Annotated in this window: 15 protein-coding genes and 2 riboswitches; of the genes, 8 read left to right on the top strand and 7 right to left on the bottom strand. The window is 36.1% G+C overall.

Annotation, left to right across the window (positions count from 1 at the left end; all coding sequences use genetic code 11):
- Positions 1–291: 291 nt before the first annotated feature.
- Entirely contained in the window at positions 292–753 is a 462-nt protein-coding gene (gene tnpA, locus COD11_RS06770) for an IS200/IS605 family transposase (RefSeq protein ID WP_098796075.1), read from the bottom strand.
- Between the two features lie 186 nt (positions 754–939).
- Positions 940–1,776, bottom strand: coding sequence for a lipoate--protein ligase family protein (locus COD11_RS06765; protein ID WP_098796001.1), 837 nt, complete (start codon positions 1,774–1,776; stop codon positions 940–942).
- A 196-nt stretch (positions 1,777–1,972) separates the two neighbouring features.
- Here COD11_RS06765 and COD11_RS06760 point away from each other — a divergent pair, with 196 nt between their 5' ends.
- From COD11_RS06760 to COD11_RS06750, 3 genes are all read left to right on the top strand, one after another.
- The gene (locus tag COD11_RS06760; RefSeq protein ID WP_476143167.1) at positions 1,973–2,341 is read left to right on the top strand and encodes a rhodanese-like domain-containing protein; all 369 of its coding nucleotides are present in this window, start codon (positions 1,973–1,975) and stop codon (positions 2,339–2,341) included.
- 109 nt (positions 2,342–2,450) lie between these two features.
- Complete coding sequence (locus COD11_RS06755; RefSeq protein WP_098796000.1) at positions 2,451–4,286, top strand: hypothetical protein; 1,836 nt, start codon at positions 2,451–2,453, stop codon at positions 4,284–4,286.
- Positions 4,287–4,392: 106 nt separating this feature from the next.
- Positions 4,393–5,634, top strand: coding sequence for a hemolysin family protein (locus tag COD11_RS06750; RefSeq protein ID WP_098795999.1), 1,242 nt, complete (start codon positions 4,393–4,395; stop codon positions 5,632–5,634).
- Positions 5,635–5,839: 205 nt separating this feature from the next.
- On the opposite strand, the gene COD11_RS06745 is transcribed toward COD11_RS06750, so the two are convergent.
- Positions 5,840–6,517 (bottom strand): MerR family transcriptional regulator, encoded by a 678-nt coding sequence (locus COD11_RS06745; RefSeq protein ID WP_176551005.1) that lies wholly within the window; start codon positions 6,515–6,517, stop codon positions 5,840–5,842.
- A gap of 292 nt (positions 6,518–6,809) precedes the next feature.
- On the opposite strand from COD11_RS06745, the gene COD11_RS06740 reads away from it, so the two are divergent.
- On the top strand, positions 6,810–7,724 hold the full coding sequence (locus COD11_RS06740; RefSeq protein ID WP_483296279.1) for a methyl-accepting chemotaxis protein: 915 nt from the start codon (positions 6,810–6,812) through the stop codon (positions 7,722–7,724).
- A gap of 54 nt (positions 7,725–7,778) precedes the next feature.
- Here COD11_RS06740 and gcvPB read toward each other — a convergent pair whose 3' ends face one another.
- From gcvPB to gcvT, 3 genes are read right to left on the bottom strand one after another with little or no spacing between them, the layout of a single operon-like run.
- On the bottom strand, positions 7,779–9,239 hold the full coding sequence (gene gcvPB / locus COD11_RS06735) for an aminomethyl-transferring glycine dehydrogenase subunit GcvPB (RefSeq protein ID WP_098795996.1): 1,461 nt from the start codon (positions 9,237–9,239) through the stop codon (positions 7,779–7,781).
- A complete protein-coding gene (gene gcvPA, locus COD11_RS06730; RefSeq protein WP_098795995.1) occupies positions 9,239–10,579 on the bottom strand; it encodes an aminomethyl-transferring glycine dehydrogenase subunit GcvPA in 1,341 nt (446 codons plus the stop codon). Before gcvPA ends, gcvPB begins: the two co-directional genes overlap by 1 nt.
- 41 nt (positions 10,580–10,620) lie before the next feature.
- The gene (gene gcvT, locus COD11_RS06725) at positions 10,621–11,724 is read right to left on the bottom strand and encodes a glycine cleavage system aminomethyltransferase GcvT (protein WP_098795994.1); all 1,104 of its coding nucleotides are present in this window, start codon (positions 11,722–11,724) and stop codon (positions 10,621–10,623) included.
- A gap of 191 nt (positions 11,725–11,915) precedes the next feature.
- A riboswitch (glycine riboswitch) is annotated at positions 11,916–12,005 on the bottom strand.
- Between the two features lie 314 nt (positions 12,006–12,319).
- On the opposite strand from gcvT, the gene COD11_RS06720 reads away from it, so the two are divergent.
- The 4 genes from COD11_RS06720 (at position 12,320) to COD11_RS06705 (ending at position 15,892) form a co-directional block, all read left to right on the top strand.
- On the top strand, positions 12,320–14,005 hold the full coding sequence (locus COD11_RS06720; protein ID WP_098795993.1) for a DEAD/DEAH box helicase: 1,686 nt from the start codon (positions 12,320–12,322) through the stop codon (positions 14,003–14,005).
- 26 nt (positions 14,006–14,031) lie between these two features.
- The gene (locus tag COD11_RS06715) at positions 14,032–14,829 is read left to right on the top strand and encodes a YqhG family protein (RefSeq protein WP_098795992.1); all 798 of its coding nucleotides are present in this window, start codon (positions 14,032–14,034) and stop codon (positions 14,827–14,829) included.
- Positions 14,830–15,195: 366 nt separating this feature from the next.
- A riboswitch (cyclic di-GMP riboswitch) is annotated at positions 15,196–15,279 on the top strand.
- A 31-nt stretch (positions 15,280–15,310) separates the two neighbouring features.
- Entirely contained in the window at positions 15,311–15,457 is a 147-nt protein-coding gene (locus tag COD11_RS06710) for an anti-repressor SinI family protein (protein WP_098795991.1), read from the top strand.
- A gap of 99 nt (positions 15,458–15,556) precedes the next feature.
- On the top strand, positions 15,557–15,892 hold the full coding sequence (locus tag COD11_RS06705) for a helix-turn-helix domain-containing protein (RefSeq protein WP_098795990.1): 336 nt from the start codon (positions 15,557–15,559) through the stop codon (positions 15,890–15,892).
- An 88-nt stretch (positions 15,893–15,980) separates the two neighbouring features.
- On the opposite strand, the gene COD11_RS06700 is transcribed toward COD11_RS06705, so the two are convergent.
- A complete protein-coding gene (locus COD11_RS06700) occupies positions 15,981–16,283 on the bottom strand; it encodes a DUF5658 family protein (RefSeq protein WP_098795989.1) in 303 nt (100 codons plus the stop codon).
- Positions 16,284–16,442: the final 159 nt, after the last annotated feature.

Below are 16,442 nucleotides of genomic sequence, written 5' to 3'. Positions count from 1 at the left end.
TTTATAATGATTTATGAGTAAAAAAGGGGATTTTTGAAGAATTTTGTCACTTGCAAGGTGTTTTGTGTCGGAAAATGTTGCCATATCAGGCTTTTATTAATTTTTGTTTTAAAAAATTACTTTTCGTCAAAGTTCTACAAGTCTGACTTTTTCTAAAATAATCAAAACCACCAGTGTGAACTGGTGGTTTGCTCTGCGGCTGAAAGCCTCTCTTACCGGCCTTGGCCTTAAAGGCCCACTGAAAGGTTTCCCTTTTGCACCACATTCACTCACCAATTCTAAAGAATTTCTCTATTTCTTTTTATTTTTTTCTCCTGTGAACGGATCAAACTCTTCGAACAATGTTAACTGGTCAGCTCGGTAGTCTTCTACCAGCTGATTTCTAATGTATTCTTGTATTTGCTTTTTATTTCGGCCTACTGTATCAACATAGAAGCCACGGCACCAAAATTTCCGATTTCCATATCGATACTTTAAATTCGCATGCCTATCGAAAATCATGAGACTGCTCTTTCCTTTCAAGTAACCCATGAATTGAGACACGCTTAATTTTGGTGGGATACTTACTAACATATGAATGTGGTCGGGACAAGCATTGGCTTCATGAATGACAACACCCTTTCGTTCACACAAATCCCGGATGATCTGTCCAATACTCTTTTTGTATTTTCCATAAATAATTTGTCTTCTGTACTTTGGTGCAAACACAATGTGGTACTTACAATTCCATGTTGTGTGTGCTAAACTATTCATGTCCTTCAAAGGGCATACCTCCTTCTATGGCGAGATAAAGTGGTCGGGAAACCAATTTTATCCTACCATGTGAAGTGAGGTTTTTTTAATACCACGCTTGAAGCTCTTTAGAACCCCCGGCATAGCCAGGGGTTTTCGAAACCACAATAAAGGACGCAATCTTATAAGATTACGCCTCATGATCATTTACCTTTTAAAATTCCACTCATCACTTTCATACTTATTCTTAGCTATTTCATTTACATAAGCTTCTTCTTCACTTGTTAATGTATAAGGCTCAAGCTCTATATCAAGGCCCTTTTCAAAGCCTTCTTTAAATGCCTTTTTCGCCTCATCAATTGTAACTGGTTCATCTCGAAGCTCATTTGTCGCCACTGCTTTGTTTTTAAAAGCACGTTGCATTCTCTCTTTCACACGATCATTAGGATACTTGAATAAGTCAAATAACATATCCTCATCAAGATCTAGTAGGATCGATCCATGCTGAAGAATTACACCTTTTTGACGTGTTTGTGCACTTCCTGCAACTTTACGCCCTTCTACAACAAGCTCATACCATGATGGTGCATCAAAGCAAACAGCCGATCGTGGTGATTTCAAGCCAGCCTTTTCTTCATCTGTACGTGGTATAGCAAAATATGCATCAAGACCAAGGTTTTTAAAGCCTTCTAGTATTCCTTCAGATATTACCCTGTAAGCCTCTGTTACAGTTTTAGGCATTTCAGGATGCTCCTCTGAAACAATGACACTATATGTAAGTTCCTGGTCGTGTAGCACTCCTCGTCCACCAGTTGGTCTCCTTACAAATCCTAAGCCATATTTTTTTACAGCTTCTAAATCAATTTCTTTTTCTACCTTTTGAAAATATCCAATTGAAAGAGTTGCCGGATTCCAACCATAAAATCGTATTGTTGGAGGAATCTTTCCTTCACTATGCCATTCTAAAAGTGCTTCATCCAAAGCCATATTATATGCTGGTGAACAATTACCAGAATCAATGTATCTCCAAACTTCTTTTATCATGTTGTAACCCTCTTTGTTCATTAATTTTACTTTTTTAGTCTAGCAGAACTTTTTAAAGAAGAAAATAATAATGCATGTAACCTGATGACATTTCAGACAAGCTCTTATATAATAATAGAAGTCTTATAAGAGTTCTTATGAGCTTACAAACAAAGATCACACTAAATTAAAGGGGTCGAGAACATTGACAACAACTATTTTATTAATTATTTTAGCAGCCGCTCTAATTGCGTACACTGCTTTTAACTTTTTCTACCAACGTAAAATAATGAAGCAATTACCTGAAGAAGATTTTCGTGCAGGCTATCGTAAAGCACAATTAATCGACGTACGTGAGCCGAATGAATTTGAAGGTGGACATATTCTTGGAGCTAGAAATATCCCACTTTCTCAGTTACGTCAACGCTTAAAAGAAATACGTTCTGATAAGCCAGTCTACTTATACTGCCAAAACACAGTTCGTAGTGGTCGTGCAGCACAAATGCTGAAACGTAAAGGTTATAACGACTTAAACTGCTTAAAGGGTGGTTATAAAAACTGGACAGGTAAAGTTAAAAAGAAATAAGAGATGAATCCTACAAGAAGCGACTAGCAACGCGCATACCTAAACCACGTTTGGGATGTGAGTGTCAGTCTGCTTCTTTTTTATTTATTTCCTATGGAGGAGTGATGATTTGAAATTTATCGATAGTTTATCCTTTCTGTTTCGGCAACCAAAGATTGTTCTTATCCCAATTTTTTTAGATGTATTGTTAACTCTCCTTGTAACGACAGGAGCATTGTGGGGATTTACTATTTTTGATTCATTTGAAATTACGATCGGGAACCCTATCCAACCTTTTCAACCTACTGGAACATACCCAATTTGGATACCTCAGATTAGTGATTTAAAAGTGCCAGCAGGATTTATTCATGCCACACTAGATTATAACGTAGCCTTATCCCTTATCATCACAGCTGCTTTTTTTGTCATCAAAAGCTTTTTTATAAGTGGTTATTTAGGCAGTTTAAAGTCAGTACTTACTGAAGAAGAAACAATGATTTTTCATGAAGGGCGATATTATTTCAAACGATTTTTTCTACTACATATCCTTTTCGCAATCATCATGCTCGTATTAACATTATTAGGTTCATTAATCGGTCCATTTGTTATTGTTTTATTTCTTCTTACTATTCCGTATATCCTCACTCCTTACGTCGTTGTTTTAGAGGATTGTGGAATCACAGAGGCACTTGGTGAATCTAAAAATTTAGTACAGCAACATTTTTGGTTTTTACTGAGGTTTGCTCTTTTACTCATGTTTATTACGTTTTTGCTCACATTGTCTTTACAAACGCTACCGAAATCTGCAATCTACATCATAATACTCATTGTTTATTCTTTTATAAGCTCAGCTGCCATACTTACCGTTATGGGACGTTTATATGAAAAGGGAGAAGAAGAAGCAACAAAGGAATTAAACGGTAAAATTCATCTACCATTCCTACTTGCCTGCTATTTCGTTCTATTCTCCTTACCATTACTTGGTGCAAATTTAGCCAAAGGTGAATATCTTATGTTTCTAGACTTCTCAGAAAAACAAACATTTGAAGGACTTTCCTTCAGGTCTGCAAATGGATATATTCTAGACGACACGTTTCCAACATATGAATGGCTTAACGATGAAAAAATAAAAATAGAATTATCGCTTCCTTCATTGAAAGATGAACCTGATAAAATATCAGGAACGGGTACAGTCGGTATTGTAGCTCCAACTAATAGCGGAAAGCATGAAATGAAAAACGTAGACTTTATTTACAAACTACATAAATCAACCATTAATGACGTCACTTATTACCGAAATTCTCAGCAAGAGTCTATCTCGCTTTTGAATTGGGAAAGCGACATTCCACAGCCTGCTGTTACAATAATGGTTAATAACGAAGGAAATGATGTGTTCTTTTATTTAGCGGAACCTGTTCATCCTCAAGATGGAGTCTTTGGCTTTCAGCAAACAGAAACATATTTTGACGTTAATGAAACAGGACAGATATTTTTACCGATAAGAAATGATACGAACATGTATAGCTATCCTTATTATTGGTTTTCAACTGAATTGACGAAAGAAAAGGTCAGCTCATTCCTTGAAAGTAAAAATAACTATAGTGGGTTCCATCTAAACGATCCAGGCTTTCAAGTAGCCTCACTTATACGAGAGGGCTCATATCAGACAATTATTAGGCTTGCACCAAACTTAACTGAGCAAAATATTCAGCATAACTTAGATGAATGGAGTACACGTTGGGAAGGTTTCTTTGAAGACCAATATGGCAACTTATCGCTAGCAGAGTATTTAACATACGCAAGTAAGTCGGCTACATACGAAGGACTTGAATCTCATCTCACAACTGAGAATGGTGAAGAATACTACGAAAGAATTCTCTCATTTCCTACTACTGAGTTAAAGGTTCGCTATAGTGTGAATGAAGAGGGTCAATTTGAAGAACTTTATATAATAGAAGAACAATAATTTTTTTCATATAATTCCTTGCAGAATAATCGACTTTTTCTGCTAAAATCGATAAGATAAGTAAAGGTGAAAAATTTTAGTTTCAATTTGTTGGAGGAATAACATTTTGCTTATAGCTATAGCGTTTTTTCTATTTATGTCTTTTTTCTTATCAGGAAGTGAAACTGCATTAACAGCTGTTAATAAAATGAAATTAAAGAGCCGAGCAGAAAATAATGATAAGAAATCGCAAAAATTACTCGAACTTGTTTCGAAGCCTGATGAGTTAATTACCGGGATACTAATCGGTAATAACATTGCTAACATTATGCTTCCAACTCTTGTGACCATTATTGCACTTGAATATGGAATTAGTGTTGGGATTGCGACTACAGTGTTAACCGTTGTTTTAATCATCTTTGCAGAGGTATTACCAAAATCAATTGCCGCTACATTTGCAGATAAAATTGCTTATACAGTTTTCCCAGTCATAAGAATTATCCTGTTTTTGTTTAAGCCATTGATTTTCCTTCTATCAAGATTTACGAGAACCGTCATTAACAAACTTTCAAACGATGAAGAAAAAACTGCATCAATCTCAAGAGAAGAACTTATTACGATGGTAAATATCGCTACATCAGAAGGAATTCTACAAACGGATGAAGAACAGCGAATTAAAGGAGCAATTGACTTTTATGACCTGGATGTTCGAGATGCTCTTAAAGTCCCTCGAACAGAAATACAAGGAATCTCATCAGGTTCAACCTTTGAAGAAGCACGTGAAATCGTCTTAGAAGGAAGTCATACTCGCTATCCTGTTTATAAAGAAAGCATGGACAATATTGTAGGTGTGCTTCATTCAAAGTCACTTCTATCTTGGTCATTAGAACCACATAAAAATTTAGAAGATTTTATTGATGATGATCCTCTTTTTGTATTCGAATTTCACTCAATCGAAAAGGTCTTTAAATTAATGTTAAAAAAACGAAGACATTTAGCGATTGTTCTTGATGAATACGGCGGAACAAAAGGTATTTTAAGTCATGAGGATATTATTGAAGCGATGATCGGACAAGAAATAAAAGATGAAACCGATCAGGATGAAGAAATACTAATTGAAGAATTAACCGATTATCATATTATTTGTAATGGTAAACTTGCATTGCGACGTTTAAATGAAGTGTTTAAAACGAAAATTCCTGAGCAAGAAGATATCCTTACAGGGTTTCTACTAAAAGAAATGGGACGTTTTCCAGATGAAGGAGAAACTTATGAATACCATCACCTTCATTTTGAAGTAATGAACGTTGAGGATAATAAACTAAAGAGAATTAAAATCACTAAAAAAGTCGTACCAGATGAATCTTAATGATACATATAAGAAAAGCGCAAGCGCCTTGGTCAGCCTCGGGCAATAAGACGATTTGGAATAGAAGGCGTTCTTTGCCTTATATTCCAAATTGGCTTATGACCTCGAGGGGCTAGGCGCTGGAGCTAGACACTAAAACTACGTACAAAATTTTATACTTTCTTACCTATTAAATAGGCCGCATAATTTTGCGGCCTTTTCATCATTATCTTGCAAAACTTAATATTTGTTTCAAGAAACCTAATCCTGATTTCTGCTCCTGTTTCATTCGTTCTGATCTGTATTGATGCTCCTTCACAAACGTTAAAAATCGTTCCTCACGCTCATCTGTTTTCTTTTGAGCAAGCTCCCGTTCAACTTCAATTTCTTCTTTATATGATGCCCTTTCCGCTTCAGCAGTGACCGCTAAGCTTGTAATCATATCCTGAACATCAGAGAACTCAAATCTTGCCACTTCTGTTTGTAATTTTGCTGTTTCAGTAATTTTCTCGCTAACAGATGAAACCACATTTTTTTCTAGCTTTTCAAGACGTTCGTCAAGCTTTAACATGTTTTGAACTTCCTGTGATTCAATAAATGACGTAATTTTTGATAGTGTTTCATGTAATTCGGTAACATCATTTCCTTCTTGTACTGAAGATGTACTCGTTGTTCTTTGACTTTGGAAAAGCTGTTTAATGGTTTGTGTATCCATATTACTTTCCTTAAACGCTTTTACCTTTTGGAAAAACTCAATATTTTCTGCTGTAAACAGCCTAGCGTTTTTATCATCTCTCTTGATTGTAATAAATTCTGAATACTCTTCTTCCCATTGCTTTAAAATAAACACCTTTTCTCCTACAAGCGAAGACGCCTTAGATATAGTTATATACTTTGCTGCCAACCTAAACACCAACCTTTGTCTATTTTTTCTTATCTAACTAGTTCTACTAAATCCCTAGTAAATTCCTCCCTCTCGACAAAGGTTCTAAAAACTAGTCATAATGTTGGGGGTTTTGGTTGTTTTCAACATGAAATGATGAATCTTTATGAACATGAACATGAAAAAATAATAAATACTAGAAGATGAGTGATTATAACCTAAATAAAAGGTCGAAAACTGGAAATTATGTTTGTCTTTTTTCAAGTTTTTTGGTAAATTTACTAAGTTATTTATCCTTTATATACAAAATCATATGAATTTTTTTGAAATAACACATTCTGCTTTCTGTTTACCCTCTCTAGACACCATGAAAAATGTAGTCACAAAAAGAAATGGAGAAAAATTTATGTTTAACAAAATTGATTCTTTAGACACGGTCATTAAGTTAGTGCCAATTTTAAAAGCAGCAGTGCCAGCTGATCTATCTATTGCTATTTGTAATTTGCATGAATTTGTTGCTTATTTTCCAGGCGAGAATATCAACCTTCAAATAAAAATTGGACAAAAAATTAATCCTGACGAACCTCTTTCTGTCGCCATTCGTCAAAATAAAAAACTACAAGCTGAGGTACCTGCTGAATTTTATGGATTTGAATTTACAGGAACAGCTCTACCTCTACATGATCAAAATAATCAAGTAATCGGCGGAATCGCCATTCAATTACGTAGAGAGAGAGAACTAAGAGCAATTATTAAGCAAATAGCTGGCTCTTTATCACAAGCTAAAGAAAGTGTAAACATGGTAGTGGACGGATCAAACTCGTTAGCATCTCTATCTCAACAACTCCTTTTACAATCACAGCAAGCATCAAGTGATGTAAAAGAAACAGATGTTGTTTTATCTATGATTAAAAAGGTAGCTGATCAGACAAATTTACTCGGTTTGAATGCAGCAATTGAAGCAGCACGAGCTGGGGAAAAAGGCAAAGGTTTTGAAGTTGTCGCTAACGAAATTAGAAAATTCTCAAAGGAGACAGTCTCTTCCACTCAAAAAGTAAATCAAATAACTTCTCAAATTCAGGGTGTTACAACTAAGATGGGGGAGTCCATACAAACAATCGCCTCAATTGGAAACGACCAAGCAACATCGATGCAGGAAGTTTCTTCATTAATAGAAGAGATTGAGCAACTTTCGAAAAGATTATCAGAATTTGCAAACAAGATCTAATGTCATGAAAACGATAAAAAACTGACTTACCATCTTTGGCAAGCCAGTTTTTTATTATGCACGTTGATATTTTAAAATCGGTTTTCTCGCAGCTGTTGTTTCATCTAAGCGTTTAACAACTGTTGTATGTGGTGCTTCCTGAACAATTTCAGGTGTTTCTTCTGCTTCTTTCGCAATTTGAATCATCGCATCAATAAAGGAATCAAGTGTTTCTTTTGATTCTGTTTCAGTTGGTTCAATCATGATACACTCCTCCACGTTTAATGGGAAGTAAATTGTTGGTGGATGGTAACCGAAATCCAATAATCTCTTCGCAATATCAAGTGTACGAACACCAAGCTTTTTCTGACGCTTTCCAGAAAGAACAAACTCGTGTTTACAATGCTGATTAAATGGAAGATCATAATATGGTGCTAAGCGACGCATCATATAGTTTGCATTTAACACCGCATATTCTGTTACAGCTTTTAAGCCATCAGGGCCCATTGTACGAATGTAGGTATACGCACGAACATTAATGACAAAGTTTCCGTAGAATGGTTTTACTCGTCCGATTGACTCTGGACGATTGTAATCAAAATGATAGCCTTCTTCTGTTTTCACTAGCACTGGTTTTGGAAGATAAGGAATTAAATCTTCCTTTACCCCAACAGGACCAGATCCAGGACCGCCACCACCGTGTGGACCTGTGAATGTTTTATGAAGGTTCAAGTGAACAACATCAAAGCCCATATCTCCTGGACGAGCTTTACTTAATACCGCATTTAAGTTCGCTCCGTCATAATAAAGCTTTCCACCTGCATCATGGACAATTTGCGCCATTTCTAAAATATGTGCTTCGAAAAGTCCTAGTGTATTCGGATTTGTTAGCATTAATGCTGCCGTTTGATCATCAACAACACGTCGTAAATCCTCTAAATCAACAAGACCATTTTCATCTGATTTAACTGTGATCGTTTCAAAGCCTGCAACTGTTGCGGATGCTGGGTTTGTGCCGTGAGCTGAGTCAGGAACGATAACCTTTGTACGCTTTGTATCATTGTTCGCTTCATGATACGCACGAATCATCATTAACCCTGTCCACTCACCGTGAGCTCCTGCTGCAGGTTGAAGTGTTACTTCATCCATTCCTGTGATTTCTTTTAAATGCTCTTGAAGGTCAAATAATAATTCCATTGCCCCCTGAACCGTTGATTCGTCTTGTAATGGATGGATATGAGCCAGCCCAGCAATACGCGCCACATTTTCATTAATTTTTGGATTGTACTTCATTGTACAAGATCCTAGTGGATAAAATCCTGAATCAACACCATGATTTCGTTTTGACAATGCTGTGTAATGTCTCATAATATCAAGCTCAGACACTTCAGGTAGTTCAGCTTGTTCTGTGCGAATATAAACAGAAGGAATGAGTTCGTCTAACGATAATTCATCAACCTCAAGCTCTGGTAAGCTGTATCCAATACGACCTTCTTTGCTTAGTTCAAAAATTAATGCTTGATCTTGATTACTCATTAAGCATCCCCCAATTCCTTCACAAGTGTGTCAATTTCTTCTTTAGTACGCAGCTCTGTTACTGCAATAAGCATATGATTTTCAAGCCCAGAATCAACTCTACCTAAATCAAAACCACCAATAATGTCTTTTTCTAAAAGCTGTTTGTTAACTTCTGATACAGGTTTTGATAATTTCACAACAAATTCATTAAAAATTGGTTGATCGAAAGGAACCTCAATACCAGCTTTGATACATGCTCTTTTCGCATAGTTCGCTTTTTGGATATTTTGAATAGCCATTTCTTTCACACCTTGCTTACCAAGAGCTGTCATCGCTACAGAAGCAGCAAGTGCATTTAACGCTTGGTTTGAGCAAATATTAGAAGTTGCTTTGTCACGACGAATATGTTGTTCACGTGCTTGAAGTGTTAACACAAATCCACGTTTTCCGTTTTCATCCGTTGTTTGCCCAACAAGACGACCTGGAACTTTTCTTAATAACTTATTTGTTACCGCAAAATAACCACAGTGTGGGCCACCAAATGCAGTTGGTATACCGAAAGGCTGTGCATCACCCGCAACAATATCCGCACCAAATGCTCCAGGAGGTGTTAATGCTCCTAATGCAAGTGGGTTAGAAGAAACGATAAACATACTTTTTCCAGTATGTGCAATTGGCTCAATGTCTTTTAATGGCTCAATATGACCAAAAAAGTTTGGATACTGCACAATCACAGCTGCTACATCATCATTCATTTCCTGTTGTAATGCCTCTAAATCTGTTACACCGTTTGTCACAGGTACTTCCACAACTTCAATGTACTGTCCAGCAGCATACGTTTTAATGACATCACGTGATTCAGGGTTAACTGCCTTAGAAACTAACACCTTCTTTTTCTTTGTCTGACCTGCTGCAAGCATTGCTGCTTCTGCTAATGAAGTTCCTCCATCATACATAGAAGAGTTAGCAACATCCATACCAGTTAACTCACAAATCATCGTTTGAAATTCGAAAATAGCTTGAAGCTCCCCTTGTGAAATTTCCGGTTGATATGGTGTATAGGCAGTATAAAATTCTGAACGAGAAATTACATGATCAACGATTATTGGCATGTAATGATCATAAACACCCGCACCTAAAAATGATGCATGACTGCGTAGATCCTTATTTTTTGCTGCAAGCTTCGTAAGTTCTTTTAGAAGCTCTGTTTCAGATTTTGCTTTTTTAATGTTATATTCTCCTTGAAAACGAACACTCTCAGGAATATCTTGAAAAAGCTCTTCAACAGAAGTAACACCAATTGCTCCAAGCATTTCCTGCTTATCTTGTTCCGTCATTGGTAAATAACGATGATTCATTACGTGTGAACCCCTCTCATTTTAAGGTCATATTTTATAAATTAGTTTTTAGGACGTTTATAAAAAGGTGTCGCAACGACAACGGCTTTTAATCGCTTTTTACGAACCTGAACTTCTACTTCTGTTCCTAGTTCAGTAAATTCTGTTTTTAATAGAGCCAATCCTATGTTTTTACCTAATGTTGGTGATTGAGTACCTGTTGTCACCACACCAACTTCTTCGCCATTCACAAACACCTCATATCCATGACGTGGAATTCCTTTTTCAATTAGTTCAATTCCAACAAGCTTGCGGGCAGCTCCGTTTTCTTTTTGATCCTTTAATACTGCTTTTCCGTTAAAATCAGCTTCTTTATTAGGTTTCACCGCAAACCCTATGCCTGCTTCAATTGGTGTAATATCTTTTGTAAGCTCCTGGCCATATAAAGGAAGAGTTGCTTCAAAGCGAAGGGTATCACGTGCACCAAGGCCACAAGGTAACACACCGTCTTCTTTTCCAGTTTCTAAAATTTTCCCCCAAAGCGTAACAGCATCATTTGCCGCACAGTAAAGCTCGAAACCATCTTCACCCGTGTAGCCTGTTCTTGAAACTAAAGCTTTTACACCAGCAATATTTATTTCATCTCTAAATTTGAAAAACTTAATTTCTGATAAATCTATGTCTGTAAGAGTTTGAAGGACTTTTTCAGCAAAAGGTCCTTGAAGAGCTAAAAGAGCTAAGTCGTTGGAAACATTTTTAATCGAAACATCACCGAAGGTATTTGCTGTAAGCCAATCCACATCTTTTTCAATGTTTGAAGCGTTGATAACAAGTAGGTAGTTATGATCTGCTTTTTTATAAATAAGAAGATCGTCAACTGTACCGCCATCTTCATAGCACATCGCTGTATATTGTGCACCGCCATTTTTGAGCAAAGACACATCGTTTGTAGCGATTTTTTGTAAAAAAGCTAAGCTATCTTCACCACGAACTTCAACCTCACCCATGTGAGACACATCGAAAAGTCCTGCTTTTGTACGAACAGCTTCATGTTCTTCTTTAATAGAAGAAAATTGAACTGGCAAGTCCCAGCCCCCAAAATCAATCGTTTTAGCACCGTAATTTTTATACACATCATATAAAGGTGTACGATATAGCTCTGTCATATGGATTGCTCCCTTCAAATCCTTTAAAATTTGGCATCAAAAAAAGGACATAGTACTCCCATTTATTAAAATAGAAGTCTCTGTCCTTTTAACCTGAAAGTTTACCTTATGTAAAAGTAGTACAAATTCGTACCTACATAGGGCTTTCCCCTTTGGTAGTTTGTCTTTATGACAAACACTCTCCAGAGTTGCGTCAAATAAGAGTTCTTTTGCCTGAGAGATTCACAGTTGTTTGCTCCTTCGGCGCTATACTAAGTTATAGTCTCTCCCCTTATTCTCATCCGCTCATATTTTGTTGTAAAGTTGGTTATACTAATAAAACCTTTATTCATGACATTTGACATTTTAACATTTCAGTAAAGAATGAAAGCGTTAAGCTAACTGAAAGATATGAAAATGATGAACTTTCTTACTAACATCCTACCATGACCGAAGAGTTTCGACAATCACTTTTTAGCTTAACATTAAAAATTTTTTACGTCATAATGTTCGTGTTTTCATTATATCAATGTCATAATCTTTCATATATCCCTTCATCTTAATGAAATAGTGAACATTACAATATAGCACACAACATGAAAGGACTGTCTTTACGATGAATATAAAGACGAACTTCGATACAACCTGGCAGGAAGGCTTTTTTGAAAAACTAGATAGCGATGGACCATGGTCGAACTGGGAGCTGTATAAGCTTGCCTATGAGGTTCAAAAAAATACAGCAGTACCAACCTTTGAGGGATTGCAAGCACCTAACCATCTACCACACTTCACTCCTCTCCCCCACCAGCTAGAGGTGGCTCAAAGAGTTGTTGAAAAAATGAACGGAAAAGCGATTTTAGCTGATGAGGTTGGTTTAGGTAAAACAATTGAAGCCGGCTTAATTTTAAAAGAATATATGATTCGTGGATTAGTTAAAAAGGTGTTAATACTAGTCCCTGCCTCCCTCGTTTCACAATGGGCTCGGGAATTAAATGAAAAGTTCTTTATTCCAGCAGTCGAGCAAAAGAAAAGCTATGTATGGGAAGCATGTGATGTTGTTGTTTCATCAATTGATACAGCCAAACGAAGTCCACATCGAGATATTGTGTATGAACAAAATTACGACTTAGTCATCATTGATGAGGCCCACAAGCTTAAAAATAATAAAACGAAAAACTATGAATTTGTTCAGAATTTGAAGAAAAAGTATTGCTTACTTTTAACAGCTACTCCCGTTCAAAACAGAGTTGAAGAGATTTTCAATCTTGTTTCCCTGTTGAAACCAGGTCACCTTGGCAACGAAGCATATTTTACAGAGGTGTTCTCCGCTAAAGAACGTTCTCTGGAAGATCATGAACATTTACGTGAACTCATTAACAAAGTAATGATCCGTAATCGTCGCGGAGACACCGGAATTGACTGGCCGAAACGAAATGTAGAAACTGTTCCAATTGAGTTTTCCGAAACAGAGCAAAACCTATATGACACGATAACAGCTATAAAATCGTCTTCACAATATGCAGCAAATGCTTTTTCAATCATGACACTCCAACGAGAAGCATGCAGCAGTCGTGAAGCCGTTTATATGACATTGAAAAAAATGCTGGATTTACCTGAGGAAGAGGAAGCAGCTCTACCAAATGACGTTATTAAAGATATCATGATGGCAATAGACGGTGTAACTCAAAACTCAAAAGCTCTCAAGGTAGTAGAGCTAATCAAAGAAATTGATGATAAAGTCATTATTTTTACTGAATACCGTGCTACACAGTTTTATTTACAATGGTTTTTACAACAAAACGGTATCAGCTCTGTTCCTTTCCGCGGTGGGTTTAAACGCGGGAAAAAAGACTGGATGAAGGAACTGTTCAAAAACCGCGTTCAAGTGTTAATTGCAACCGAAGCTGGTGGTGAAGGGATTAACCTACAATTCTGTCATAATATTATTAACTATGATTTACCATGGAATCCAATGAGGCTGGAACAACGGATTGGACGTATCCATCGTTTAGGACAAGAACATGACGTAAACATCTACAATATGGCAACAAGAAACACAGTTGAAGAACATATACTGACCCTTTTATATGACAAAATTAATTTGTTTGAAAAAGTTATCGGTGATCTTGATGAAATCCTAACTCGACTAGAAATTAAAAACTTTGATGAGCATATTCAAGACATTATGGTCAATTCGAAGAGTGACCGGGAAATGAAGATTAAAATGGAAAATTTAACATCGATTCTTGACTATGCACATTACTCACAAGAACAAAGAAAAGCAGCTAGTGGCGACAAATAATTTTTCCCTGAAAGGTGGCGAAAAGCATGCAACAAGAGCAAATTCACAGCTATTTAGAAAGCTTCTTCACAGCCAATTCCTGTGACATCATTGAAAAAGGTCAAGGCTACATAACGGTTCAGCTAACCATTGAAATGGACAAGGAATTAATGAACCGCCCTTTCTACTGGCATTACCTTGAAAAAACAAACGGTATTCCAAACCCGATGAAGCTCACTCTCATCACAGATCAAAATCAAGCACCAAGCGATCTAAAGGGCGAGGTCATGCACTTCGGTGCCCCCCGCCTTCACCAAATTTTTCGTTCGACAACAAATTTAGGAAGCTATATCCGACTTTTTGAGCAGGTCAAAGAACCGGGTGGAAACATCCCATTACACCCTTGGATTGGTGTTAACATTATGGTTTCCTATCAATGTGATATGAAAAAGGATCAGCTTTACTCTATTGGGTTGCATTTGGTTAGTGGGACTTTAGTAGAAAACTTTCAAGATAAGCTAGAGAAATTAGAGCTAACACCGAAGATTCCGGATCTCTGTTTTACGATGACACCTTTGATTAAGCCACAAAGTGGAATTAAACGGATTGAACAGTTTATTATGCAATCTATTCATGAACAAGATCATTCCTGGGCGGATAAAGCGAGGGAAAGATGGAATGAAGATTTAAAGCTTTTGGATCATTTTTATGAAGATATGGATGAGAAGCCTGATTGTTATGAGGTGGAGAAGGAAGCATTGAGGGAGCTTTATGAGCCGCAGATAAATATTTCGGTTCAGAATGGTGGGATTTTTTATTTGACGCCGCAGGGGATATTTAAATAGAGTAAGGAGAATGGCAATCTTAGTGCGATTGTCATTCTTTTGTGTCTAGTTACTTCTACTATATCCTCCAAAATTAAAATATAGTTCGACAAAATGAATATTTGCTTGGAGCTATGTTCATTAAAGTTTTGTTAACAAAACTTCAGAAAAACTCACTTTTCTAATTCCCCTACGTAATTTACAGGCATATATACCCATCTTATATTACATAAATGTTAAAAACTCAAAATACACAAGAAAATTTTTGTCATCGACATCATTCTGCACACTTCCTAAAAATTCCCTTTTATAATATGAATAGTTAATAAGACAGACATAAACTAAGGACTTTCGCACAAAAAGATTATTTCTTTAGTAATAATATAATCAGTTCAAGGGCAAACCTATTGAAAAATAGGGACGCAAAGTCACAGGTCTAAAGTTTAAAACTATGATGGCTGGACTGCCTGGAATACAAGAGTATTTTAGGAGGATGAGATAGTTGAATAACGAAACGATACATAACCTGATTAAAGACAGGCAGCTTGACCATGAATGGGTCAAATTAATTTTAGAGGCACTTGAGATTGGTATAAGTGTAGAAGAAATAAAAGATTTCTTTATTAAAAAAGGAAATCCAACTACTTAACTCTTTCTCACAGAATTTTTTTAGAAAACCGTTCTCCATATCAAACAAAATCCTTCTTTATATGTTATAATAGCATTATTAAAGGAAGGTGACTTTGACGTGATTGGCCCACGAATAAAAAAATATAGAACCCAAAAAAACCTATCACTATCAGAACTAGCAGAACGAGCAGGAGTTGCAAAATCATATTTAAGTTCGATTGAGCGCAATCTCCAGTCAAATCCTTCTGTTCAGTTCTTGGAGAAAGTGTCATCTGTACTCGGTGTACCGGTAAATACACTTTTAAATGAACAAAACGAAACAGATCCCGAAGAACTTGACTTAGAATGGACTAAACTTGTTCAAGATGCTATGAAATCCGGTGTGTCTAAAGAACAGTTTAAAGAGTTTTTGGAGTTTAACAAGTGGAGACTTCAGAATGATCTTGATAAATGAGGCATAATTAATAGCTTACTTTTAGCTTTAAATTATGTCTTTTCTACTTAGTAAAAGTAAAATATTCCATTTAAAATATACCTATCTATTAACTAAAATAATCTAAAATCCATGCACCATGTAATAACATAACAAATGAATACAGAAGAGCAGCAAACGTAGTTAATAAAAACACTCCCTTATTATTAACTATATCTAACGATAGGTATACAATTAAACTCAGTAAAATTGATAAAGTAAACTTAAAAACGATAAAATACATAGGTTTCATAATGAACAAAGATTTCATAACTGGATTTGCTTCATCAATAATGTTCATGGTTAACCCTATATAAGTAAGAATTCCATCCACTATGTTTAATAATGCAAGATACAAGAAAACATACTTCAATATAGTACCTCCTAGATCTAAGGAATCTTTATATTCTCCAAACTAAAATAGGGAATTTGTGCATGTAAGTATCTCCACTATCGGTCCCCCTTATACTAAAGTCGAAATAATTTAACCGAGCACTTTTTTGTTCATTATATATGTATTTGATAAATTAGA

Source organism: Bacillus sp. AFS040349, from assembly GCF_002577655.1.
GTDB lineage: Bacteria > Bacillota > Bacilli > Bacillales > Bacillaceae > Metabacillus.
Note: the sequence above shows the minus strand (reverse complement) of the source record. Positions and strands in the feature narration are given on the sequence as shown.